The sequence below is a fragment of the Burkholderia savannae genome (assembly GCF_001524445.2).
Taxonomy (GTDB): domain Bacteria; phylum Pseudomonadota; class Gammaproteobacteria; order Burkholderiales; family Burkholderiaceae; genus Burkholderia; species Burkholderia savannae.
Map to the genome: position 1 here is coordinate 2,151,724 of NZ_CP013418.1, position 22,951 is coordinate 2,174,674.

Genomic DNA, 22,951 nt, shown 5'->3' on the forward strand with positions numbered 1-22,951 from the left:
CGGTCCCTCTCTTATTGACGGCGCGCGCGCCCGGCGATCTTGCCCGGTCGAAGCGCGCGCCCGTTCGTCGCGGGCCGGCCTGCGGCCGTCCAAGCGCCCGCGAGCACCTGGTTCGACACGCGCGTACGCGTGCCGGGGGGTTGCATCCGCCGCGCGGGAGCCGCGCGGCGAACCGTCGGCACGATGCGCACGCCGCATCCGATCGTCATGCGCTGCGTGCGATCGGATCGGCGCCGCCCGTGTGCGGCGGCAAATGGCGATGCGGTGCGCGGCGCGCGCCGCCGTTCGAGCGTCGCGATGCGGCCCGACGGGCGTGCGCGGCCCGCATCGACGGTGTCCCGCATCGAATCAGAACAGCGCGTAGCGCGCCGCGAGCAGCAGCATCCGCGCGCGCGGCTTGCGCAGCGGCGCGCGCGGCGGCGCGAAGCCGCGCGCCACCGCGGCTTCGAGAATCAGACGATACGCACCCGACATGATGCGCGGCGCGCGAACCTGCGCACGCCGCGACATATCCATCACCGCATCGGCCTGCGCGAAGTGCCGCCGCGCGCGCTCGACGAGCGTCGTGCAGACGCGCGGCAGATTCGGATCGCGCGCGATCGTCTGCGGATCGGTGATCGCGATCCCTTCGCGCGTGAGCAGCTCGCGCGGCAGGTAGCAGCGGTTGATCGCCGCGTCGTCGTCGATGTCGCGCAGGATGTTCGTCAATTGCAGCGCGCGGCCGAGGTGGTGCGACAGCACGCGGCCGGGCTCGTCCGGCATCCCGAAAATCCTCACCGATAGCCGGCCGGCCGAGCTCGCGACGCGGTCGCAATACAGGTCGAGCGTCTGTTCGTCGGGCGCGCAGATGTCCTCGGCGGCGTCCATCGCCATGCCGTCGATCATCGCGTGGAAGTCTTCGCGATGCAGACCGAACTTCCCGATCTCGCGCGCGAGCGGTGCGAGCGACGCGCGCGGCTTGCCCGCATAGCAGTCGTCGATGTCGGCGCGCCAGCGGTCGAGCTGCGCCGCGCGCTCGGCGCGCGGGCCGCCTTCGTCGGCGATGTCGTCGACCGCGCGGCAGAACGCATAGACCTGAAACATCGCGTCGCGCTGCTCCGCGGGCAGGATGCGCATCGCGAGATAGAAAGAGCTGCCCGATGTGGCGGCAGCGGCGTCGGTTTCGTTATCGTCCACGACGGGATTGGAAACGGCCAAGACGAGCTCCGCTATGGCGCCCTTGCGGGGCGATTGAAGAAGCCATGCCCGGCTGGGATGGTAAATGCGTGCGAGATGCGCGAACGATCGGCGCAGACAGGCACAAATTACCGGCGGGAAACCGGAATTGGGCGAGAGTATAGCAATCTTTAAGGGTCGCTGCCGCGCGGTTCGGCTGTCGAATACGGGCGGGCGGCGACGTGCGGCGGGTTCGTGGCGGGTTCTTGTCAATAGTGCGGCCAGTGGTTCGTTTTCGTTGACGATGCGGAACTGGATGGCTTGATGGAATAGGGGGCGCAAACGCGACGATGGCTGGGCGGTGGCGGCGGATTTCGTTTTCCGACGGCCTCGAATCGTCGGATTGGATATGGATTAATGGCTGTTCGAATTTAGTTGACGCCCTCTTTGGCGGATATGGTCCGCCCCCATCATTATTCGGCGGAATCCGTGCCTTTCTGCCGTCTGTTGCATTTCGATCGCCGTTGCCGTTGCCGTTGCCGTTGCCGTTGACTTGGGCTTGGGCTTGGGCTTGGGCTTGGGCTTGGGCTTGGGCTTGGGCTTGGGCTTGGGCTTGGGCTTGGGCTTGGGCGTCGGCGTCGGCGTCGGCTTCGGCGTCGGCTTCGGCTTCGGCTTCGGCTTCGGCTTCGGCTTCGGCTTCGGCGTTGAGCGTACGCCATCCGGCACACGGTGCTCGGTAGCCCGCAATCCGCGCGGCGCCGAACGATCCGCCGTCGGCGCCCGCATGCCATATGCCCGCAACAAGATACTTTCTCGGGGCTCGATCAAACGCGACACCGCGCCGATTCCTCACTAAGATGGCGCTGGCTTACGATCAGCCACAAGAACCATGACCGACAGGAGACAGACTTGCCGACCGAACCGCGCGACACCACCGCCGACCGCCGCGACCCCGCGGCCTCGTCCCCTCTGCCTTTCGTGCTCGTGCACGGCGCGTGGCACGGCGCATGGGCCTACGAACGGGTGATTCCCGCGCTCGCCGCGCACGGCCACGCGGCGCTCGCGCGCGATCTGCCCGCGCACGGCATCAACGCCCGCTTTCCCGCATCGTTCTTCCAGCGCCCGCTCGACGCCGCCGCGTTCGCGAGCGAGCCGTCGCCCGTCGCGGGCACGACGCTCGACGACTACGTCGACCACGTGCTGCGCACCGTCGATCAGGCTCGCGCGCTCGGTCACGAACAGGTCGTGCTGGTCGGCCACAGCATGGGCGGCATTGCGATCACGATGGCCGCCGAGCGCGCGCCCGAGAAAATCGCGAAGCTCGTCTACCTGGCTGCGTTCATGCCGACCGCGGGCACCACGGGCCTCGACTACGTGCGCGCGCCCGAGAACCAGGGCGAGATGCTCGCGCCGCTGATGATGGCGAGCCCGAAGGCGACGGGCGCGCTGCGGATGGACCCGCGCAGCGAAGACCCGGCGTACCGCGCGGCGGCGAAGCGCGCGCTCTGCGACGACGCCAGCGACGCCGACCACACGGCGATCGGCCATTTGCTCAGTTGCGACGTGCCCGCGGCGCCGTTCGCGACGCGCATCGAGACGACGGCCGCACGGTGGGGCTCGATCGAGCGTCACTACATCAAATGCCTGCGCGACCGGGTGTTGCTGCCCGCGCTGCAGCAGCGCTTCGTCGACGAGGCCGACGCGCTCGCCCCCGGCAACCGCACGCGCGTGCACACGCTCGACAGCAGCCACTCGCCGTTCATCGCGCAGCCGCACGCCGTCGCCGATACGCTCGCCGCGATCGCGCGCGGCTGACGCTCGCCGCCTCGCCGCTCACGCGCCGAAGCGGTGCGGCGCGCCGATCGCCTCGCTTCGTGCGCGCTGAAGCGTTTCTCGAGCGTATGCTGGTTGCCCGATTGATCGATTGATCGATTGATCGATTGATCGATTGGGCGATCGGGCGATCGGGCGATCGGGCGATCGGGCGATCGGGCGATCAGGCGATCAGGCGATCAGGCGATCAGGCGATCAGGCAGTCTAATCATTTGCCCCCAAAGCAAGCGCATCGCCCCCTCCCAACCCACCACCTCACCCAAACGCAACCGAACAATTGCGCCCCTGCCGCTTCGCGCGGTAAAGCGCGGCATCGGCTTCGTTGACGAGCGTCTCGTGCGTGAGCGCGCCCACGTGCGCGGCCGCGCCGCCCACGCTCGCCGTCACCGGCACCCGCGCGCCTTCCGCTTCGATCGGCGTGCTGCCGATCGTCTGGCGAATCTTCTCGGCCACTTGCATCGCCTCGTCGAGCGACGTGCACGGCAGCAGCAGCGCGAATTCCTCGCCGCCGAAGCGGCCGAACGTGTCCTGCGAACGCACGACGTCCGCGACGCGCTGCGCCATCACGCGCAACACGTTGTCCCCGACGACATGGCCGAAGCGATCGTTGATCGTCTTGAAGTGGTCGAGATCGAACAGCAGCACCGACAGATTGCCGCCGTAACGCTGCCAGCGCGAGAACTCGTCGCGCAGCCGCGCCTCGAAGAAGCGCCGGTTCGCAATGCCCGTCAGGCCGTCGCGGTTCGCATATTCCTGCAGCTTCGCGACGGCCTCCTCGCGCTCGCGCTGCATCACGCTCACGTGCGTGACGTCGGAGATCGTCACGCAGACGGCCTCCACTTCGCGTGCGCGCGCGATCGGCACGAACGTGCAGTCCTGCTGCATGAAGTCGACGCCGCCCGTGATCGGCCGGTCATGATCGAAGCGGAACAGATACGGGCGCTGCTCCCACGAACTGAACGCAAAGCTGCCGAGCTGAAACACGCTCTCGATCTTGCGCGACAGCCACGCGCGCGGCAGCTCCGGAAAGCAGTCGAACAGATTGCGGCCGATCACGTCGGCCGCGGCGACGCCGCTGTGGTCCTGCATGAACCGGTTCCACATGAGCACCTTCATCTCGCGGTCGAGCACGAAAATACCGAAGCTGACCCGTTCGATGACGAGATCGCTCAGCGAAGCAAGCAGGTTCATAAGCTGGACAGCAACGTATCGAGGGCGTCGCTCATGTGACGAATCGAGTCTTCCGCGAGCAGCATCACGAAATGCGTGCGGGCACCGTCGTCCGCGACGCCGAAATTCACTTCGAGCAGGAGCGTCTCGCTCCACGCGAGCACGTCGGGCTGAAACACGTCGTCGAGCGCGATGTCTTCGCCGAGCAGCCCCGGCGGCGAAAACACCGGCGTGCGCCCGAGTTCGTCGAGAATCGACGACACGCACGCGCCCATCAGCACGTTCGCCATGTCGAACATCAGCTCGGCCTGCGTGACGGTGCCGAACTCGCCGTCCGCGTACGCATCGTCGACGAGCGACACGAGCTGGCCGACGCCCGCGCTGCGGCACAGCATCAGCGCCTCGCCCTTGATGTCGGAGCGGAAGCCCTGACGCACGGCGGTCACGTTGTCGTGAATGCCCGTCATGTCGCGCAGCACGCGCCCGACGTCGGCCGCGCGCACGACGCGCACGCGCGGCACCGACAGCTCGATGAAGGTGCCGAGGAGAAGCGCGAGGCGCGCCGCCGCGCGTCCCATCGCGAGGTTGGCGATCTCCTGCAAGGCGTCGCGTTGCTCCGCCGTCAACACCGTCTCAGACATACAACCCATACTCCTTGAGAATGGGCAGCAATGCTTCCGAGGTGACGGGCTTGGCGACGAAAGCCGCCGCGCCCAGCTCGCGCACGCGTGCCTGCGCCATCGGTTGGATATCGGCGGACACGACGATCACGAACGTGTTCAGATCCTCGCCGCGCAACGTCTCGAGCACTTCGTAGCCGCTCATGTCCGGCATCGTCAGATCGAGGAACATCACCGATGCCTTGCCGTCGCGATACAGCATCAACGCGTCGCGACCGTTCGACGCATAGTTCACGTCGACGTCCCAATCCGCCGGCAGCGCCTTCGTCAGCAGCTTGCGAGCGAGCAAGGAATCATCGGCGATCACAATCGGCAGGGGCATGGCTGTCGTAACGGTAAACGGAGTCGTGTGTCTCGCGTTAACGACGGTTCGCCGCGCTTCTTTAGGCAAGGTGCGACTGGGCGATACGAGGGACGAACCACGCGCGAACCGCTCGGCTCGCAAGAACCGGCTCGACACGCCGGATGCGCCCGCCCGCGGATGAACCTCGCCGAGGCCGCGCCCGGGCATCGCGGGCATTTTCCGCATAGGAAAGCGATGCGGGATTCTGGGAGTAAACCCCGTGCGTTGCAACTCGCCATTTTTGCGGGTTCGAACAGAATTGATTAGCCCGAATTCGAATCCGGGAATAGCTCGGGTTGTTTTCGCGATAAGCACGCAAATTATTCCTTTGCTTACGTTTGCGCTTTTGAATTCGTCGCTGTTTGCGCGAAGCCGCCGCAAGCGAAGGAAATCCGGGCTTGCGCAATGCCCGCGCCGCATCGGGGCGCGCACGCGCGACTCGTTTATGATGCCGATCAATCCTCTTGCACTCGTTCGCCAACCATGACGCCCGAACGGCCCGACGCCTCACGCTCGACACCGCCCGACAATGATTGGGAGGACGATGCGTCGTTCGCATCCGGCGCGCCGGAGCACGACTTCGCGGTGCGGCGCGTGACGCTCATCGTGATGCTCGTCGCCGCGATCGTGCTGCCGTGCGTCTACGTCGCGGTGATGGCGTACAACGACATGCGCACGCGCGAAGCGACCGCGCGCGACGTGACGATGCGCACCGTGCGCGTCGCGGAAGAACACGCGCTGAAGGTGTTCGACCTGTCGGAGACGCTCGACGCGCGCATCGTCGATCTCGTTCAGGATCTCGACGACGCCGCGGTCCGCAACGCCGAAGCCGACATCCACGACGCGCTCAACACGATCGGCGGCGGCTATCCGCAGGTCGCGTCGGTGTCGATCTTCGGCGCGAGCGGGATGCTGCTCGCAAACAGCCTCTATTACCCGGCGCCGTATGCGTCGATCGCGAATCGCGACGATTTCGTCGGCATCCGCGACGGCAAGGTGATCGAGCACATCTCGCGCGTGATGCCGGGGCCGCTCAAGGCGGCGAATCCGGGGCCCGTGTTCAACACGGGCGTCGCGCGGCGTCACAGCGACGGAACGTTCGCGGGAATGGTGTCGATCGCGCTGAAATCAGCGTATTTCAATGCGTTCTATCGCGATCTGCTCGGCGGCGCGGACGCGCCGATGTCGATGGCGCTCACGCGCAGCGACGGCGCCGTGCTCGCGTCGTATCCGCCCGCGCCGCGCGGCGCGCCGGGCGACGCCGCCGCGCAGGCCGACAGCGCGACGCCGTTCGGCGGCGCGCAAGGCGATCAGCACGCGGGCGTCGTGCGCGTGAAGCGCGACGGCGACAGCGAGATCGTCGCGTACCGGCAGGTCGGCAGCTATCCGGTGTTCGTGTCGTGCGCGTACCGCACGTCGGCGATCCGCAGCGCTTGGTACGAACACCTGAGCGTCCTGTTCATCTCGATGTTCGCGCCGTCCGCCGCGCTGTGGGGCGTGATCTGGCTGTCGCTCAAGCGGCTGCGCGCGGAGGAGGAGGCGTGGGAGCGCTGGCAGGCGGAGGCGTCGATGCGGCGCTCGATCGAATCGGCGTACCGGCAATCGCGCAAGATGGAAGCGCTCGGCAATCTGGTCGGCAGCGTCGCGCACGACTTCAACAATCTGCTGATGATCATCTCGAGCAACGTGCAGATCGCGCGGCGGCGCGGCGTCCAGCATCTCGACACGGAGCTCGCCGCGATCGAGCGCGCGCTGAAGAACGGCCAGTCGCTCACGCGCCAGTTGCTCGGCGTCGCGCGCAAGCAGCCGCTGCGCAGCGAGACGATCGACATCGCGCAATGGCTCGCATCGTGCCGCGAATTGCTGAAGACATCGCTCGGCTCGAAATCGACGCTCGCCGTCGACGCGCAGCTCGACTTGTGGCCCGTACGCGTCGACGTCGCGGAACTCGAGCTCGCGGTGATCAATCTCGCCGTCAACGCCCGCGACGCGATGCCTCAGGGCGGCCGCTTCAAGATCAGCGCGCACAACATTACGTTTCGCCGCGAGGACGGCTTTCCGCTGACGGGCGACTTCGTGCGGATCTCGGTCGAGGACACGGGGCTGGGCATGCCGCCCGACGTGCTCGCGCGCGCGTTCGAACCGCTTTTCACGACGAAGGCGAAGGGGATGGGCACGGGCCTCGGGCTGCCGCAGGTGTTCGCGTTTTGCGAGCGTTCGGGCGGCCTGGCGACGATCGAGAGCGAAGTCGGCGCCGGCACGTCGGTGCGGCTCTATCTGCCGCGCACGATGGAGCTCGCGCCGCCCGCCGCCGCGCCGGACGCGATCGATAAGCCGGCCGCATCGACGCCGGCGGGCTTGAGAATCCTGCTCGTCGAAGACAACGGCGAAGTTGCGGCGGGCACCGAGGCGCTGCTCGAGCTGCTTGGCCACCAGGTCACGCACGCGCCGAATGCGGACGACGCGCTGCGCATGCTGAACGAAGCAGACGCCGAGCCGACCGCGCCCGGCGCATTCGATCTCGTGATCTCGGACATCCACATGCCGGGCACGATGAACGGAATCGATCTTGCGGAGGCGATCGAGCGCGGCGACGCGAAGCTGCCGGTGATTCTCATCACCGGCTATGCGGAGGAATTCGACCGGACGCGGCGCGTGCATGCGCGCCTGCTGTCGAAGCCGTTCGACATCGCGCTGCTCGACGACTTGCTGCTGAAGATTCAGCACGAGCGCGATATGGGGCACGCGGGGCGTGCTGATTGAGGTGAGCGGCGGCGCGCCGGCTGCCCGTTGGTCGATGAAGGATGGGGCGATGCGCGAGTGAGTCGGCGGGCGGTGGGCGGTGGGCGGTGGGCGGTGGGCGGTGGGCGGTGGGCGGTGGGCGGTGGGCGGTGGGCGGTGGGCGGTTGGCGGTTGGCGGTTGGCGGTTGGCGGTTGGCGGTTGGCGGTTGGCGGTTGGCGGTTGGCGGGCAGCATCGGGCCGCGATGGCGTCAGGCCAAGCCGTCACCCTTCCGTGGCAGTCGATGCCAAGACGAACGCTTGAACGCGCGCGCGCCTCGACATCCGTATGTCCCGATCGCGCCGCCAATCGCTCAGGCCGGCTTCGCGTGCCGGCGCACCCAGTCCGCGTAGCGATCGACGAAACCTTGCAGGAACTTGCGCGTGTCGTCGTTGACGAGGTTGCCCTGCGCGTCGATCTTCGACGCGTCGTGCTTGATGAAGATTTCGGGCTGTCCGAGCGTCGGGACGTCGAGATACGCGAGTACGTTGCGCAGGTGCTGTTGCGCGAGCGCCGTGCCGGTCGCGCCCGGCGACGTGCCGAGCACGGCGGCCGGCTTGCCCGTCCACGAATTGCTGCCCCACGGACGCGACCCCCAGTCGAGCGCGTTCTTCAGCACGCCGGGCATCGAGCGGTTGTACTCGGGCGTGACGAACAGCAGCCCCTGCGCGGCTTCGATCGACTGTTTGAAACGCTTCGCGACGTCGGGGAAATCCGCGTCGTAGTCCTGGCTATATAGCGGCAGCGAGCCGATATCGATCGATTCGAACGACAGATCGGCGGGCGCAAGCGAAATTACGGCCTGCGCGAGCGCGCGATTGAACGATTCGCGCCGCAGACTGCCGACAATCACCGCAATTCGATAAGCCATCTGATTCTCCTTCCGTTCAGTAGGTAATCAATCTGTTTTGTTTCTGATTTCGCATCAATTGGCCCTTTTATGAGCAAGCCAGCTTGAATCCCGGTAGATCGGGACTTCGAACCGGATTTCCACAAAGTTATCCACAGAAAATGTGGATAACTTTGTGAATATGTATAGCCGTTCCATTTATGTCGCCGATGTCAGTTCAGCGCGTATGTTGCCGATTGGCGGCATGGTCTACGATGAGAGCATAGCGCGCGACGGCGCGTCGAGAAACGCGAACGCGCCCGACAACGACACGCATCGCTTGCAACACCCTTGCAACGACGCGCGTCGCATGGATAATCTTGCGCTGCCGCCTGCGCGTGCCGTGTGCGCGGGCACGAACCGGAAGCCATCCCATGCAGCACGCGCGCCCCGCGCACGACGATCCCGCCTATCTCGCGCAATTGCGCCACGATTTACTCCGCTTCGCGCGCCTGCAATTGCGCGATGCCGATGCAGCCGAAGACGCCGTCCAGGAAGCGCTTGCGGCCGCGTGGGCTCAGGCCGGGCGCTTCGACGGACAGTCGAGCCACAAGACCTGGGTGTTCGGCATCCTACGCAACAAACTGATCGACACGATGCGGGCACGCCGGCGGACGATCAATGCGTCGGCGCTCGACGCCGAACTCGACGGCGAAGCACTTCTCGATCGCGAACTGTTCGCGGACAATGGCCACTGGGCGCCGCATGCGAAGCCGCGTCCGTGGCCGAAGCCGGAAACCGTCCTGCAGCAGCGGCAATTCTGGATGCTGTTCGAGATGTGTCTCGATCATCTGCCGGAGCAGATCGGCCGCGTGTTCATGATGCGCGAATTCCTCGACTTCGCCATCGAGGACATCTGCATGGAGCTCGAGTTGAAGGCGAATCATTGCAGCGTCCTGCTATACCGCGCACGAACCCGGCTGCGCACCTGTCTCACCGAAAAAGGCCTGACGACCGAAGATGCTACTGGGGAAATGTAAGGACATCACGCGGCTATTGTCGGACGAACTCGATCGTTCGCTGTCGCTCGACGAACGGCTCCGGGTGCGCGTGCATCTGCCGGCCTGCTCCGGCTGCCGCAACTATCGCATGCAGATTCGCTTGCTGCGGGAGGCCGCGCGCGTGTCAGGCGGGCGCGGGACGGAACAGGGCGAGTGAGCGCTCCTCGTTCCTCGATGCGCACGAATCGCGCGTGGCCGGGGCGGTGGAGAACCGCGTGGATCGTTCAATGCCAGGTCAGCCGATCTACAAGCGGCGCGGCAAATTCGACGTTCGCCTGAAATTGCTCGGGATCGGGCGAGCAACTACGCGCGCTCAAACCGCTTCTGCCACGCTGCGCTTGGACAACCACGATAGCTGACCTGATAAGCCTCAGGCCGGCTGCATCCGTAGCAAAGAAAGCTGCCGGACCGACACTCTCTTCGAAAGTTTATTTTTTCAATAATTATTCGAACAACGATTTCACTACTTCAGGCGGGCGACCGATCACTGCCTTATCGCCGTACACGACGATAGGGCGCTGCAACAGGACCGGGTGCTCCGCGATCGCGTCATACAGCTGCGTATCAGATATGGCGGGATCATCAAGATTGAGGTCCTTGTAAGGCACCTCGTTGTCACGGATCATTTCGCGCACCGGGCGCCCCAGTTGCCGATGGAGCGCCTTCAATTGCGCGACGGTCGGCGGTTGTTTCAGGTACTCGACGACATGAATGGCGTCCCCGGCCTGGTTGAGCGTTTCGAGCAACGCCAGCGTTTCACGCGATTTGGAGCAGCGAGGGTTGTGATAGATCGTGATCATCGGTCAGCGGATGAAAGTGGGTGAATGACGCGGGTATTGTAGCGGCCGCGGCATTAGGCGGCTGGGCGCTGGGGATTGCGGGCGAATCGCTGGTAGGTCTGGGCGTCAAGTGCTTAGTTGTCGTTGACCCACGGCGGTTGAATCGACGCGCATCGTAGGCTACGGACGCAACAGACGATATCGCGGCGGCGCCAGTTTATGCGCATAAAGTCCGACGCAATGCGATGACATTCGGCTTCGGCTTCGGCTTCGGCTTCGGCTTCGGCTTCGGCTTCGGCTTCGGCTTCGGCTTCGGCTTCGGCTTCGGCTTCGGCTTCGGCTTCGGCTTCGGCTTCGGCTTCGGCTTCGGCTTCGGCTTCGGCTTCGGCTTCGGCTTCGGCTTCGGCTTCGGCTTCGGCTTCGGCTTCGGCTTCGGCTTCGGCTTCGGCTTCGGCTTCGGCTTCGGCTTCGGCTTCGGCTTCGGCTTCGGCTTCGGCTTCGGCTTCGGCTTCGGCTTCGGCTTCGGCTTCGGCTTCGGCTTCGGCTTCGGCTTCGAACATCATCACATCAGCATCTGCGTGACAACGATGGCCGCTTCGCGCACAAGTTTGATCTCCCTCGACGCGCTACAGCCCACCAACTCAGATCGCAGTGTCGAACCTGCGTTATCGATCGGCCGCCCATCACGACCGCACCCCGTCGATTCGCCCGACACCCGCCTCGGCTTTATGCGCATAAACCATCGGCCAAATGGCTAGCGCGTGGTCAGTTCACAACAAATTCATTGAAATAAAAAATTCGTCCGGTAGAATTCTCCCGATCAAAATAGGAGTGAAAATTGGCAGCTGAAATCATTGCAGTCACTCAGCAAAAGGGCGGTGTCGGCAAGAGCACCATTGCGATGCACCTCGGCGCCGCATTCCACGAAAAAGGGCGACGCGTTCTGGTAATCGACGCCGATGGCCAAAACACCCTCGTTCACTGGTCCAGCGCCTCCGCAGATAGCGACACCGGCATCCCGTTCCCCGTCGTCAACCTCGCCGAAGCGGGCAGCCAGATTCACCGCGAAATCAAGAAATTCATCAACGACTACGACGTCATCATCGTCGACTGCCCGCCGTCGATCACCGAGAAGGTCTCCGGTGTCGTACTGCTCGCCGCGACGATCGCGGTGATCCCGACTTCGTCGTCGCCGGCCGACTATTGGTCGAGCGTCGGCCTCGTCAAACTGATTCAGCAAGCGCAGGTGATGAACGAGGATCTTCGCGCCGTGTTTCTACTGAACAAGACCGAAGAGAAGCGGATGCTCACGCGCGAATTGAAGCGTGCACTCGAAGAACTCGGCTTCCCGCTCCTCAGGACGCAAATTCCCACGCGAGAAGCCTATAAACAAGCGATGGCGCTAGGCCAAACCGTCTTGCAAATGAACGACCGCGGCGCAAAGCTCGCAGCGGCGGAAATCCGTGCATGTGCCGACGAGATCGGCGCGATGCTGCCCTGACTTTATGCGCATAAAGGACCCTGAATGAAACCCTCTCAATTCGCCAAAGGCTTCCAAGCGCGCCCCGACATCACAACCAGCGAAAAGCGCACGGCGCTCGACCGGCTCAACGCGATCGATGGTCTCGTCAAGTCCGACCCAGCCGCACCCGCTGCTCCCGCCAGCAAATCATCGAAGAAAAACATTCCTGTCACCATCGTCGAAACGCCTCCTACAGATCCGGCCGACGAATCGAGCCACTATCGCACGTGGCGAATCGAGAATCGCTATCAGCCCGGCCAGGTGATCGAACTGCCGCTCAAGACGATCAAGCCGAGCCCCTTCAATCCTCGGCACTTTTATCTGAAATCGTCGATCGCGGAACTTGCCGTCAATCTGGCAAAGCAAGGGCAGCAGCAAGCAATTCACGTCATCCCCGATTACGACAATCCCGGCTCCTACTTCGTCAGCGACGGCGGCCGCCGCGTCCGTGCGCTGAAGGAAGCGAACAAGGAATCGGTCAAGGCAATCGTCATCGATCTGCCGATCGGCATTCAGAGCTACAAGCTCGGCTACGACCTCAACGTCCAGCGCGACTCGCAAACGGTCTTCGACAATGCGATCGTCTGGAAGCGCTTTCTCGAGGAAAAGTATTTTCACAGCCAGAAGGAACTGGCCGAGCATCTCGGACTCGACGAATCGACGGTCGCCGTCGCGCTCTCGATCGGCAAACTGCCCGAGGCCGTGATGCAGGAGATGGTGGCGCGCCCGGATCGCTTTGGTTCGAACATGGCGTATCAAGTCGGCCGATACCATACGGCGCGAGGCACCGACTCAACGCTGCGCCTCATCAACAAGATCCTGTCCGATGATCTCAGCACCCGCCAGGTGGCCGACATCGTGAAGGGAAGGGCGACCTCGCAGGAAAGCCCGAAGCCCGCGAGCCGGCAACGATATGCGCAACGGCACGAGATCAAGCTAAACGGCGTATCGGTCGGCGATCTGAAGTCGTACGGCGAAGATCGACTGGAACTGCGGCTGCGCGGCCTGACGCGAGAAAAGCGGGACGAAATCCTTCAGCAACTCGAGCGGATGCTGTTGTCGAACTGAACGCGTGAGTCAAAAAGAAACGGGGCCCAGCGGGCCCCGTTTTTTGTTGCTCGTTACCGAAGAAGTCGAATCCGCGAATCGATCGACAATCGCTCAAGCCGCGCGAGATTGGCTGAGCGTAAAGGCAAGCAGATCGCCGTCGGTCGGTTCGCCCCAAGTCTTTTGAGCGAGCCAGTCGAAGAAGGCCGTTTCGACGAGCTTCGACTCGAGCCCGCGCCGGCACCAATCGTCGCGCAGATGCGAGCCCAGCGCGGGCAACACGTCGGATTCGAACGACTCGCGCGCAACCTCCCGCTCCGCGTCGCCTTGCTCCTCGTACAGCTGTTTCGCTTCCTTGCGCCGGTACGCGTCGTACTCGCTGCGCAGACGCGCCTTCGGATCGTCCGCTTGCCCGGCGTTGGCCGCCGCCGCAGCAGCGGCCAGTTTGCCGCTGCCTCCGAGCGGAGGCGTTTCGACCGTATCGACGGGCGGCGCATATCCCTTCTTCAGCGCGTCCTTGAAGAGGGCGGGCGCGCTGCGAATAGGCGGCAACGTCGTGCTGCGCACCCGCTGCTCGGTCAGTTGGAGCGCCGCGCGAATCCGGTTTTCCTCGTTGTCCGCGTAAAGCGTTTGCGCTTCCTTCAGTGGAATGCCAATCTTCACCATGCGGTCGACGAGCGTGCTGTCGAACACGTTCGGATGCTCGTCGAGGGCGAGCATCGGCTGCTTTCGCTCCGACACGCGGAACTGGATCTCGGCGACCCGGCGCCCTTCGCGATGCTCGACCAGTTCGACGAAGATGTTCGTCACGGCGTTCACCTCGGCGATCGCCGGACGCAGGTAGTCCCGCTTGAAATACTTGTATTCGCGCTTCGCCTCGTCGCCCGCTTCGGTATCCGGCGTGCCCGACAGAATCGGCCGCCACCATTCCCAAGGCTCGCGCATCGTCAGATGGCTCGGGTTCGTCAGATAGCGCACGCAGATTTCGTACAACGCAAGCCCCGCGCTGCTGCGCAGTTGGCTCTGGAATTGCAGGCTCAGGCGCGCGTACTGCACCGGGTCGAGCAGCTTTTTCTTGATCTTCGGCGCGAACGAGAATTCAACCCACACGCGCCGCGTCGCCGGATCTTCGAGAATTTCGGCGTCGGCGATCAGCGTGGAGATCCCCCATTTCCGGCCGGGCTTCTGGCTCGATGTGCCGGTACTCCATTCGACCTGCACCGACACCATGCGTCGCAAGTGCTCCTTGACGAGCGCCGTGTCGTTGGAGTCGAACGCGGAGTTGGCGACGATGTCCGACAGCAGCGCGCGATAAGTGTCGCCGGAATCGTCGGCTTGCTGGGCGACCGCAAGCAGCACGTTGAACAGCTTGCGAGTCAGCAGGGTGATCTTGCCGTTCTTCGGCTGAATTGCGATTGCCTCGACGGCCTTACGCAATTCGGCGGAACTAGCACTCACCACATCCACATCGGTTTTCTTGGCGCGCTTGGTGGCCATGCGTCGGGTCGGAGGAGAAGTTTCCGGAAGGATAGCGTCTGTGGTGATGTGCGTCCAGAACGGCTTGCTCACCATATGCGGTGAAGCTCGGCGATTTGCGCTCGCTCACCCGAGCGAGCTCCCGTATAGGCTCACCGGTCCAAAATTCGATCATCCCCGACTCACCTTTGCGCGCCGCGGCAGGCACCGAGAATGCCGGCTTTTTCTCGCGCACGTTTCGCGGCGCGGCTGTTCCCGTATCGTCTCACCTCAAATCCTGTCGCGAAATTGCTACGACGAATTTTCTGTGCGCGCGCGTTTCCGCGGCCGGCGCGCGGTGCCGAATCGGAAAGCAGCGCACAGGCGGCCGGCTTCGATGTCGGCCGAGTCACCGCCCGGGATGGCGCCGGACCATCCGTCGGGCAAACGGCTACCGAAGAGTTCAGGCGTCATGTATGTGCATATGCGGACTCGCAGGACGTCAGCCTCGGATCTTTGGGCGTTGAGGTCCGACTGACGCCGGCAGACGACGCGGAGCCCGCCCAAGCGACGCGCTTGAGCGGTTTTGCCGAGCCCGCCCGTACGGAACGGGCATCGGCGCCAGCCCTCGACGTAAATGACTGACGCGTGAGCAGCTGAAGACGATTTGACTCACCGCAATCACGCGAGCGCCCGTGCGATCGGACAAGTGACCGCAGCCGATCGCGCGTGACCTCGAGCATGGCACGTCACCACGCTCAGCCACCGCCGATGCAAACGACGTCCGTCAACGCATGGCGCACATTAGGACGTCGCAGGTCGACAACGTGAGCGTGCACGTCTTCGCTCGCCTCACCCCTCGCAATGCGACATGCACGAAAAAGCACCATCCAAGAGATATACGAGCCGCCGCCGGCGTCACGAACGCAAGCCTCTTCGTCCGCGCTGCAATCAGCCCGAAGCCGTGAGCGTGAGCGCCTCCAGACCGAATCGACTCACCCGAAATCCCGGCAAACGTGAGCGGATCGGACGTTTCGAACTAACCGAATAGCCCTACGAGGACCAAACGTGAGCCGCAACGGGTTGCTTCGACTAACCGACAGATCAGCAGGACGCAGCCGCCGGCGAATGGGGCGGCGTCCGCCGGCAGACGTCGAGACCGGCAATTACCATCCAAGACGCGCGACGTGAGCGACCAGCAACCGATGCGCCTCACCCCAAGCCGGTCTCGGAGCACGTCGATCGATATCCGAATAATCCCGCCGCCGGACTGCCGCTGCCCAAGCTGGGCAACGCGAACGGTCAATTCCACCGTTCGTTGGCGCCCGCCAGGCGACGTGAGTTCGCCTTGCCGCAGTGGCTCACCATCGGCACCGGCGGTGCTCTTCCACGCAGCATCGAACCAAACGATACCGATCCACATCAGCCGCAGACGTACGACACCGAAATGCGGCATGAACTGCCGGCGCCCATTCGTCCTCACCCGAATCGACTCCCCCGAACCAACCCGCGGCAACGTCCTGCTCGCGGCGCTCCCGCCAAAGAAATAGCTCGAGCAAGCACGCTCCGACTCGCCCAAACCCAAACACCGCCTCGCAGCGACCAACTCACTGTGCGCCGCAGGCAGCCAAAGCGAACGTCCGCATTTGACTCGCCTCACCGCCCCAAACGTCGTCGTTTTCTACCGCCCGCCGCCCTTCGGCAGGCCCGTCGAACGGATCTGAAAGAGATATTTCCCTCGTCGCCGGTCCCGCCATTCAGGCCTATTCCCGAAAAAGCTCACCGTTCAAATCCATCGAGCTCATCGACGATCGTTGCCACAGGACCAGCACATGGGCGATCGACGGCATTCAGCCCCCGTAAAGTCTCACCTCAAGCCGACTTTCGTCCGACTAGATAACGCACCGGATACTCCCGAAAAGCCTCACCATCGCATTCGAATGGCAAAAAACATAACTACATCAAGTAGTTACGAAACATGGCTGAGACGCCAGTCGAAATCTTCTTCTCCCGAATTCCCTCACCTTTACCAAAGCGGGCTGATGCCGCTCGCGCGACGCCATTTCCCGAAAATCCTCACCTTTGATGAAAAGCGGGCACGTGAACAGCGCTCGCCCGCCAATATCCACGGGCGTTCGCGACCAAGTAGGCGTCAACTTCTCCCGAAAAAGCTCACCTTTACCAAATCTCGGGAGCATTCCTGGTCCTGAAAAAGCTCACCTCGAGTTCAATCGACGCCATCGCATCAAACGCCCGAATACCCTCACCTTTGGCGGCAACCCTAGTTCCTGGGTCGACGAAGGTTTCCCGAAAAACCTCACCTTTGGCACATTTCAGGCTCGGAAGCCCCGCCGGACGGGCCTTTACAGGCGCTCCTTCCCGGAAACGCTCACATCAAAACAGGCTGGAATCCCGAGAAATCTCACCTATGCCCCAACTTTGCTTAAAAGAAGGGCAGAATCGCTACCTCGCACCCATCCCGAAAAGCCTCACCTGTGGCCACCCAACTGTGGACAGATCGAATCAGGCTCCACGCGGCTTCACCATCGCAGAGCCCCTGAAAAACCTCACCTTCGGAAATTTCTTCTGTGGGAAACTGTCCTGAACCCGCTCACGATCTTTCCTGCATCGGCTCACGCTGATCCCCGAACCCCATCACGTCGGCTCCCGAAAATTTTCACCTCATATCCCGTATAACTTCACCTTATCGGCCGCAATCCCTTGCTGGGCAAGGCTTCCCCGTGGCGTTAACGTTTTTAACGAAGGTTCAAGGGTGTTTACTTCTAATACTCTCAAGACGCCCCCGACGAGTTTTCCACAGAACCCCCTTGAGCCTCCAGAAAAGCCTCGAGAACCGCAGCGCCCAGCACGTGAAACAATTGCCGTTATTCGGGCCCTATCCGGTAATCTTTTAAAAACATGGGCTTAATGACGATTCTTCGCTTTGTTTCACGGATGTAGGACATCAACGTGAGCAAAAGGACTCGAGATTTCCCAACCCCGCTTCAGCAGTAGCAAAAGTACAACAAGCAGATCAAAAACGTATTGAAACAAACGTGTTTCGTTATGATTGATACGTTTTGATTTAGCACAACGACCATGACGCTCGATGAGATCCGGCAAACCATTCGCGAAGAACTCGATGCGTTGCGCGCATCCGGCGCCCGTCGGCAAGAACTGTCGCTACACGCATGCAAGCGGTTGTTCTTCGATCTCGGCATCCGCCCGTCCGCCGCGAACGTCCGTGATCTGACCCAGACCGGCAGCGCGAGCGACATCCCGAAGGACATCGACTACTTTTGGGAACGCATTCGTGCGGCGTCCAAAGTCAGGCTCGAGGGCGCTGCTTTGCCGAAGGCCCTCGAAGAAAAGGCCGGGGCACTGCTCGGCACGCTATATGAAGAGGCATTGAAGCAGGCGCGGGAGAGTCTCGATGTCGAGCGGCAGCAGGCTAGCGAGGACGTAGCCGCCGCTGAACAGAAATATCGCGACGCGCTGATTCGCCAGGAAGCGCTTGAAAACGCGCTTGGCCGGAGCGACGCGCGCGCCGAGCAATTACAGAATCGGTTGACCGAAGTCGAGGTGCAGCTGGCGTCCGCGTCGACGCAAGGCCTAGTCCATCAGGATTCGCTGCAGGGCTTGATCCATCGAATGGAAAACGAAAACGCGCTGCTGAATCAGCGCCTCGAAACCGAGCAAGGCCAAAACGCCGCGCTGCGCGAGCGCATCGACGCGCTGCACGCGGAGCTGCGCGAGAACACCGAGCACTACGCACAGCAGATCAAGGACGCGATCGCGGAAGCCGAGCGGCGCGTGAAGCCGATGCTCGTCGAGCTCGATTCCTTGCGCAGCATGGCGTCGACTTACCAGCAGGGGTTGCGTGACGTCAACCGCAAGGAATTCGATTTCCTGCAGCAATTGAGTACCGCCAAGGCGCGCGCGGACCGGCTCGACGCGCAGTTGAAAGAGCAAGGCGACGAATTGGCCGACGCGGTCAAGGAAGTCGAGGTATTGCGGGCCAGTCAGGGCATGACGCCCGAGATTGCCGCTCTGATTCAGCGTCTGGCTGACGCCGGGAGTCTGGATGCAGCGGCGTTCGACGCGATCGGCACATCACTGGATCAGCACGTGTCGCTGCCGGCGCGCTGTCCGAATTGCGGCGACGGCGAACCCGAGCTGTCACACGACGCACGCGGCTACGAATTGCTCTGCCCAGAATGCGAGCACACGTCGGGAGCGCGGTCGTCGCGCTTTGCGGCGGCCGCGTATTTCGCCCGGAAGCGGTGACGGCATGCGTCCGGATTTCTCAAACGTGAGGAAATTCGGGAGTCGAAAGGTGAGCGTTTTCGGGGGGTGAAAAATCCCGGCTTCAAGCCTGGCTTGACGCGGCAGGCGCATCATCGGTGAGCGGCTCGGCGTCGGGCAGCGCACTTGCGAGGTTCTCTCGCCAGTTTCTCCATGCGCGGTGCAGCCGGTTCGACGATATCGGCTGCGCGAATCCCAGCCACTGCCCGACTTTCTCCGGATCGACGCCGTTTTCGAACAACTCGGCCGCGAACGTGTTGCGCAGCGTTTGCGGACTGGCGCGCGCGGTGCGGGATTGCGCGATGTCCGCCGCGTCGATGATCGCGTCGACCGCACGCAGCATCGTTGCCTTGTGCATTGGCCGGCCGGATTGGGATGCGGGAAAGACGAGTTCGCCCGGAATGCCGCAGCGTTGGCGTTCGACGAGCCACGCGTCGAACAGCGCGATCGCGAACGATGCAAGATGTGTTTCGCGTGTGAATTCCGGCTGGGTCGCCGGGATCGTCAGCATCGTCGTTCCAAGTTTCACGCAACTAATCGTGAGCGTGCGCGCCTCGCCGGTTTTCAATCCGCCGCCGAGGAACGCGGCGATGAGCGCGCGATCGCGGCGCTCCTTCCAGAGCGCCGCGCCCATCGCCGGCAGCGGGGAAAACAGATACGCGAGCAGCGCCGCGCGTTCGGCCGGCGCAAGGAAACTGGTTGGTTCATTGTCTCGCGCGCTACGCCAAGTTGCTTCGCCATCCTGAGCGATGAAGCGAGCAGGATTCGTCGAGCCCAGCTCGCTCTTGCGCACGTGGTCGAGCACGCGCTCGATCAGCCTCAAATAGCGGACTCTTTGCGTCTTCTTGATCGGGAGTTCGCCGACGAAGTGGGCGATCGTCTCGGTGTCGACCGTCGCGAGGTTTTTCTGTCGTTTTGCGAGCCAGCCGAGAAACGCGCCCCACTGCGCGCGATAGACGTCGGCCGACGAACGGCGAAATTCCTGGGCGGCCAGCCATGCGTCGAACGCGGTGTCCGGACGGTTGAGCCAATCCGACGTGTCGCGATCGAACAGATCGCTCGGGATGTCGGGCGGCGATGTGGGGCTCGTCAAGGTGGGCAGCGACATGTCTATTGTCCCGTTAGTTGCAATTCATCATAGCGTGTCGCATTCGCTCGATAAAGTGTTTCGAGTCAGCGGCCGAACAAATTCGGCAGCCATCGTGCCGCCGGAAGCCAGCTGTCTGCGTGCGAGGCGCGAGCCGCTCGACGGCTTGGGTTGGGCGCGGTGGCGTCAGTCGCCCCACGCGCGCGACACGCGCATGGGGCGCGCCGGCGCTTCCGTCGCGTCGTTCCGCACGTTCGCGGCCCGCTCGTACGCGGCGACTGCGAACGAAAACACCGCAGGCAGCGCGTTCGACCGCCCGAAGTCGACGAGATCGTCGGTTTCGGGAAAGCACAGTTCGGCCGGGCGGTCGAACAGGCAGCGCACCATCGAATCGTGCCGGCTCGCGAAGCCGAGATCGGCGAGCGCTTCGGCCTCGACCGCGTGCAGGAGCCGCCACGTCAGCGGCACGCCTTGCCGGATATAGCGCTCGGCAATGTGGCGGACAATCGTTTCCATATCGTGCGCCGCAGCCTTGAAGCTGAGCGCGGCCAGATCCTGTTCGGTCATCGCGGGCTCCTGTTTTGCGTATAGTCGGGTAGCGACGACGCATTGCTGCGCCGCCGCCCCCTAAGAACCGTACGTGCGAGTTTCCCCGCATACGGCTCAAGCCTCTATAAGGCCAGTGGTTAAACTAACCCGGCGGCACAACGTACCGACCGGCGTGTGTACCTGCTTTATGGCAGCACGCGTACTAGCTGCGGCCGCTCCCCTTGCGGTGTGCGCGGGAGACCCGACTTCGGATCGCAGCACGCTGCGCGAAGTAGGTGTACCACTCACGGTCGTAGGGGTTGGCGTCCGACTGGACTTTCGGATGCCGTTCGATGGTTACGCTTGCCGCCGACCGAAGCGTCCGAAGCAGGGGATGTCCGCTATCGTCCACTTGGTCGGTGGCGGCGGCGAATACCCATCGTCGCAGGCCGATTTGGTGGAAGTACCGTCGTCGTACCCATTCCGGAGGTTTCTTGGGGTGGCGTCGCTTGGCCCATTGCCATATTGCGTACCAGATATGGCTGTCCACGTTCGAGAAGGTCTCCTGAGCAACAACGTGGCGGTGATACATGGCCCAGCCGGTTATCACAGGATTCAGGGCGTCGATCAGCAGATGCTGCGGCGCCGACCATAGCCGTCTAATGATGTCCCGAACCTTTTGCAGGAAGGACTGCACGTTCTTCCGCGCCGGTTTGATAAGCAACTTCTTGCCGTATCGCCGGATGTTCTGGCCAAGGAAATCATAGCCTTCTGTCAGATGGGTGATTTTCGTCTTCTCCGGAGCGAGTTCCAGTCCCCGATCTGCAAGAAACGCGGTGACTGCCGGAGTAACTGTGTCTTGCAACACTTCCCGGCTCACTCCAGTGATGACGAAGTCATCGGCGTATCGCACAAGATTGACCTTGTGGGCTATGCGATGTGACGGGTATTTGAAGACGGACGATAGAACCTTGTCCAACCCGTTCAACGCAAAGTTGGCGAGCACCGGGCTGATGATGCCGCCCTGTGGCGTCCCTTCGGTTGTCCTCGCGAATACACCGTCCTTCAAGTAACCGGCCCTCAGCCATTTCGCCAACACGGCCTTGTCCGTCGGCACGTGCTTTAGGAGCCACGTGTGGTCGATGTTGTCGAAGCAGCCGCGGATGTCCGCTTCGAGAATCCACTGCGCCGAAACCCGTGCGCCCCGGTCTTTTGGGTTGCCGTGGTATCGGGCGTTCATGAAGCATTGTGCTATCGCGTCATGAGTAGATCGCTCTTTTCGGAATCCATAGGATTGCCCGTCGGAGATCGTTTCGGATACGGGGTCGAGGGCGAGCAGGTGTAGGGCCTGCATCGCCCGATCTCGCATCGTGGGGATGCTCAGCGGACGCAGCTTGCCGTTACTTTTGGGTATATAGATTCGCTTCAGCGGCAGCGGTTGATAGCCGCTCCGTGTCAGAGAACCTATCGCCATGTATTTGGCATCCGGGGTCGACCAAAGCACTTTGTCGACGCCCGGTGTACGTTTGCCTTGGTTTTCCGTCACTCGTTTAACGGCTAACGCTTTGCCGTAGAACGAGGTGGTCAGTAGCCGCTGCAGGGCCTTGACCCTGTTCCAGCGACCGGCCTGTGTCGCCTTCACGATACGTGCCTGCATTCTTTTGACCGTGGTGTGGGCCGTGTCCCAGTCGATGCTGTGCCACGACGTACCTTGGTCGGCCAGTGCACACGTTGACTGCTCGTTCATTTGCTTTCTCGCCTTCAAAGATTACGCAAGTTATCTCGTGATGAGAGACCAGTTGGAAGTCTGCCCACTTTCGTGTCGAGCGATGTTTCAGCCCGTATCCCGGCCATTACGGTCAGGCGTTCGCTTTCTCCAACCTCCTTTACCCACTCCGCCACCAGCTTTCCTTGCGGTTGGCCTGCCCGGTACGGGCGACGGGATGGGCTTACCCTGTTCCGCTATCGCAACGAGATGACGAAGGTTTCCTCTTTACGCCGGCGATGCCATGTTCTGCGTGCACCCACTACAGACTGAATGCACCCGATCGCTTAGCTTTTGCCCTCAGCCTGACAGCACCTTTGGCTGGACTGTGCTCACGACGCTTGCGAGAATTCACTTCCGTTAACCATGCCATCCAAGCCCTTACGGCTCCCGCATCGGTGCTTGCAGGTGTCACCTTCACCTCGCGGCTCGGGCTAGGCCTCGCGGCCCCGGTTGTTGTCCCCGATGCTCCGCACCCCGCCGTTACCAGCGACGCACGATCGAGTGGGCTACTGCTGGCAGAACAGCAGGTCTTGTCCGGTTGCTATTGGCAAGACAGTTGTGATAGCGACTTTCAGGTCGCACCTGTACGAATATACAGTATTTTGCGCA

20 protein-coding genes are annotated in these 22,951 nt (G+C 62.9%); 8 read left to right on the forward strand and 12 right to left on the reverse strand.

All coding sequences use genetic code 11. The features are described from left to right. Window positions 1–11 precede the first annotated feature (11 nt). Window positions 12–344 (reverse strand): hypothetical protein, encoded by a 333-nt coding sequence (locus WS78_RS37860; RefSeq protein WP_059579747.1) that lies wholly within the window; start codon window positions 342–344, stop codon window positions 12–14. Window positions 345–348: 4 nt separating this feature from the next. Then, the gene (hpnD, locus tag WS78_RS30560) at window positions 349–1,197 is read right to left on the reverse strand and encodes a presqualene diphosphate synthase HpnD (RefSeq protein WP_038748981.1); all 849 of its coding nucleotides are present in this window, start codon (window positions 1,195–1,197) and stop codon (window positions 349–351) included. 583 nt (window positions 1,198–1,780) lie between these two features. Here hpnD and WS78_RS30570 point away from each other — a divergent pair. Beyond that, window positions 1,781–2,011 carry a hypothetical protein gene (locus WS78_RS30570; RefSeq protein WP_156437439.1) on the forward strand — a complete coding sequence of 77 codons (231 nt, stop codon included), beginning with the start codon at window positions 1,781–1,783 and terminating at the stop codon, window positions 2,009–2,011. 53 nt (window positions 2,012–2,064) lie between these two features. Further along, window positions 2,065–2,970 (forward strand): alpha/beta fold hydrolase, encoded by a 906-nt coding sequence (locus WS78_RS30575; RefSeq protein ID WP_038755509.1) that lies wholly within the window; start codon window positions 2,065–2,067, stop codon window positions 2,968–2,970. Between the two features lie 273 nt (window positions 2,971–3,243). Here the strand turns inward: WS78_RS30575 and WS78_RS30580 are convergent, their stop codons facing one another. From WS78_RS30580 to WS78_RS30590, 3 genes are read right to left on the reverse strand one after another with little or no spacing between them, the layout of a single operon-like run. Beyond that, window positions 3,244–4,179, reverse strand: a complete 936-nt coding sequence (locus WS78_RS30580) for a sensor domain-containing diguanylate cyclase (RefSeq protein ID WP_038755507.1) — start codon at window positions 4,177–4,179, stop codon at window positions 3,244–3,246. After that, window positions 4,176–4,799 (reverse strand): chemotaxis protein CheC, encoded by a 624-nt coding sequence (locus WS78_RS30585; protein ID WP_038755506.1) that lies wholly within the window; start codon window positions 4,797–4,799, stop codon window positions 4,176–4,178. Before WS78_RS30585 ends, WS78_RS30580 begins: the two co-directional genes overlap by 4 nt. Continuing rightward, complete coding sequence (locus WS78_RS30590) at window positions 4,792–5,160, reverse strand: response regulator (RefSeq protein ID WP_038755504.1); 369 nt, start codon at window positions 5,158–5,160, stop codon at window positions 4,792–4,794. Before WS78_RS30590 ends, WS78_RS30585 begins: the two co-directional genes overlap by 8 nt. A gap of 504 nt (window positions 5,161–5,664) precedes the next feature. On the opposite strand from WS78_RS30590, the gene WS78_RS30600 reads away from it, so the two are divergent. Beyond that, complete coding sequence (locus WS78_RS30600) at window positions 5,665–7,944, forward strand: hybrid sensor histidine kinase/response regulator (protein WP_059579739.1); 2,280 nt, start codon at window positions 5,665–5,667, stop codon at window positions 7,942–7,944. A gap of 330 nt (window positions 7,945–8,274) precedes the next feature. Here WS78_RS30600 and WS78_RS30610 read toward each other — a convergent pair whose 3' ends face one another. Continuing rightward, a complete protein-coding gene (locus tag WS78_RS30610) occupies window positions 8,275–8,832 on the reverse strand; it encodes an NADPH-dependent FMN reductase (RefSeq protein WP_038755500.1) in 558 nt (185 codons plus the stop codon). 392 nt (window positions 8,833–9,224) lie between these two features. On the opposite strand from WS78_RS30610, the gene WS78_RS30615 reads away from it, so the two are divergent. Then, a complete protein-coding gene (locus tag WS78_RS30615) occupies window positions 9,225–9,830 on the forward strand; it encodes an RNA polymerase factor sigma-70 (RefSeq protein WP_038755498.1) in 606 nt (201 codons plus the stop codon). After that, window positions 9,811–10,008 (forward strand): zf-HC2 domain-containing protein, encoded by a 198-nt coding sequence (locus tag WS78_RS30620; RefSeq protein ID WP_038755496.1) that lies wholly within the window; start codon window positions 9,811–9,813, stop codon window positions 10,006–10,008. The genes WS78_RS30615 and WS78_RS30620 overlap by 20 nt, the downstream gene beginning before the upstream one ends. A 286-nt stretch (window positions 10,009–10,294) precedes the next feature. Here the strand turns inward: WS78_RS30620 and arsC are convergent, their stop codons facing one another. After that, window positions 10,295–10,651, reverse strand: a complete 357-nt coding sequence (arsC, locus tag WS78_RS30625; RefSeq protein ID WP_038755494.1) for an arsenate reductase (glutaredoxin) — start codon at window positions 10,649–10,651, stop codon at window positions 10,295–10,297. Window positions 10,652–10,764: 113 nt separating this feature from the next. Beyond that, on the reverse strand, window positions 10,765–11,193 hold the full coding sequence (locus tag WS78_RS37330) for a hypothetical protein (RefSeq protein WP_198174681.1): 429 nt from the start codon (window positions 11,191–11,193) through the stop codon (window positions 10,765–10,767). Between the two features lie 275 nt (window positions 11,194–11,468). Between WS78_RS37330 and parA the strand changes: the two genes are divergently transcribed. Together parA and WS78_RS30640 are read left to right on the forward strand one after the other, a co-directional pair. After that, complete coding sequence (gene parA / locus WS78_RS30635; protein ID WP_038755455.1) at window positions 11,469–12,131, forward strand: ParA family partition ATPase; 663 nt, start codon at window positions 11,469–11,471, stop codon at window positions 12,129–12,131. Between the two features lie 24 nt (window positions 12,132–12,155). After that, complete coding sequence (locus WS78_RS30640; protein ID WP_059577569.1) at window positions 12,156–13,220, forward strand: ParB/RepB/Spo0J family partition protein; 1,065 nt, start codon at window positions 12,156–12,158, stop codon at window positions 13,218–13,220. Window positions 13,221–13,313: 93 nt separating this feature from the next. Here the strand turns inward: WS78_RS30640 and WS78_RS30645 are convergent, their stop codons facing one another. After that, complete coding sequence (locus WS78_RS30645) at window positions 13,314–14,696, reverse strand: replication initiation protein (protein ID WP_059577573.1); 1,383 nt, start codon at window positions 14,694–14,696, stop codon at window positions 13,314–13,316. Between the two features lie 3,057 nt (window positions 14,697–17,753). On the opposite strand from WS78_RS30645, the gene WS78_RS30650 reads away from it, so the two are divergent. Further along, window positions 17,754–18,941: a DNA-binding protein gene (locus WS78_RS30650; protein ID WP_059577577.1), complete on the forward strand. Its 1,188-nt coding sequence runs from the start codon at window positions 17,754–17,756 to the stop codon at window positions 18,939–18,941. Between the two features lie 82 nt (window positions 18,942–19,023). Here WS78_RS30650 and WS78_RS30655 read toward each other — a convergent pair whose 3' ends face one another. The 3 genes from WS78_RS30655 to ltrA all read right to left on the reverse strand — a co-directional run bounded on the left by WS78_RS30655 (window position 19,024) and on the right by ltrA (window position 22,321). After that, window positions 19,024–20,067, reverse strand: coding sequence for a tyrosine-type recombinase/integrase (locus WS78_RS30655; RefSeq protein ID WP_059577579.1), 1,044 nt, complete (start codon window positions 20,065–20,067; stop codon window positions 19,024–19,026). A gap of 165 nt (window positions 20,068–20,232) precedes the next feature. Further along, window positions 20,233–20,613: a DUF2471 family protein gene (locus WS78_RS30660; RefSeq protein ID WP_059577582.1), complete on the reverse strand. Its 381-nt coding sequence runs from the start codon at window positions 20,611–20,613 to the stop codon at window positions 20,233–20,235. A 184-nt stretch (window positions 20,614–20,797) separates the two neighbouring features. Next, entirely contained in the window at window positions 20,798–22,321 is a 1,524-nt protein-coding gene (gene ltrA / locus WS78_RS30665; protein WP_059582608.1) for a group II intron reverse transcriptase/maturase, read from the reverse strand. Between the last annotated feature and the right edge of the window lie 630 nt (window positions 22,322–22,951).

Excerpts from the sequence above, each read along its gene's own strand:
- WS78_RS37860 (WP_059579747.1), bottom strand. The coding sequence starts at position 344 with ATGCGGGACACCGTCGATGCGGGCCGCGCACGCCCGTCGGGCCGCATC.
- WS78_RS30580 (WP_038755507.1), bottom strand. The coding sequence starts at position 4,179 with ATGAACCTGCTTGCTTCGCTGAGCGATCTCGTCATCGAACGGGTCAGC.
- WS78_RS30585 (WP_038755506.1), bottom strand. The coding sequence starts at position 4,799 with ATGTCTGAGACGGTGTTGACGGCGGAGCAACGCGACGCCTTGCAGGAG.
- WS78_RS30590 (WP_038755504.1), bottom strand. The coding sequence starts at position 5,160 with ATGCCCCTGCCGATTGTGATCGCCGATGATTCCTTGCTCGCTCGCAAG.
- WS78_RS30600 (WP_059579739.1), top strand. The coding sequence starts at position 5,665 with ATGACGCCCGAACGGCCCGACGCCTCACGCTCGACACCGCCCGACAAT.
- WS78_RS30610 (WP_038755500.1), bottom strand. The coding sequence starts at position 8,832 with ATGGCTTATCGAATTGCGGTGATTGTCGGCAGTCTGCGGCGCGAATCG.
- WS78_RS30615 (WP_038755498.1), top strand. The coding sequence starts at position 9,225 with ATGCAGCACGCGCGCCCCGCGCACGACGATCCCGCCTATCTCGCGCAA.
- WS78_RS30620 (WP_038755496.1), top strand. The coding sequence starts at position 9,811 with ATGCTACTGGGGAAATGTAAGGACATCACGCGGCTATTGTCGGACGAA.
- arsC (WP_038755494.1), bottom strand. The coding sequence starts at position 10,651 with ATGATCACGATCTATCACAACCCTCGCTGCTCCAAATCGCGTGAAACG.
- WS78_RS37330 (WP_198174681.1), bottom strand. The coding sequence starts at position 11,193 with ATGATGTTCGAAGCCGAAGCCGAAGCCGAAGCCGAAGCCGAAGCCGAA.
- WS78_RS30640 (WP_059577569.1), top strand. The coding sequence starts at position 12,156 with ATGAAACCCTCTCAATTCGCCAAAGGCTTCCAAGCGCGCCCCGACATC.
- WS78_RS30645 (WP_059577573.1), bottom strand. The coding sequence starts at position 14,696 with ATGGCCACCAAGCGCGCCAAGAAAACCGATGTGGATGTGGTGAGTGCT.
- WS78_RS30650 (WP_059577577.1), top strand. The coding sequence starts at position 17,754 with ATGACGCTCGATGAGATCCGGCAAACCATTCGCGAAGAACTCGATGCG.
- WS78_RS30655 (WP_059577579.1), bottom strand. The coding sequence starts at position 20,067 with ATGTCGCTGCCCACCTTGACGAGCCCCACATCGCCGCCCGACATCCCG.
- WS78_RS30660 (WP_059577582.1), bottom strand. The coding sequence starts at position 20,613 with ATGACCGAACAGGATCTGGCCGCGCTCAGCTTCAAGGCTGCGGCGCAC.
- ltrA (WP_059582608.1), bottom strand. The coding sequence starts at position 22,321 with ATGAACGAGCAGTCAACGTGTGCACTGGCCGACCAAGGTACGTCGTGG.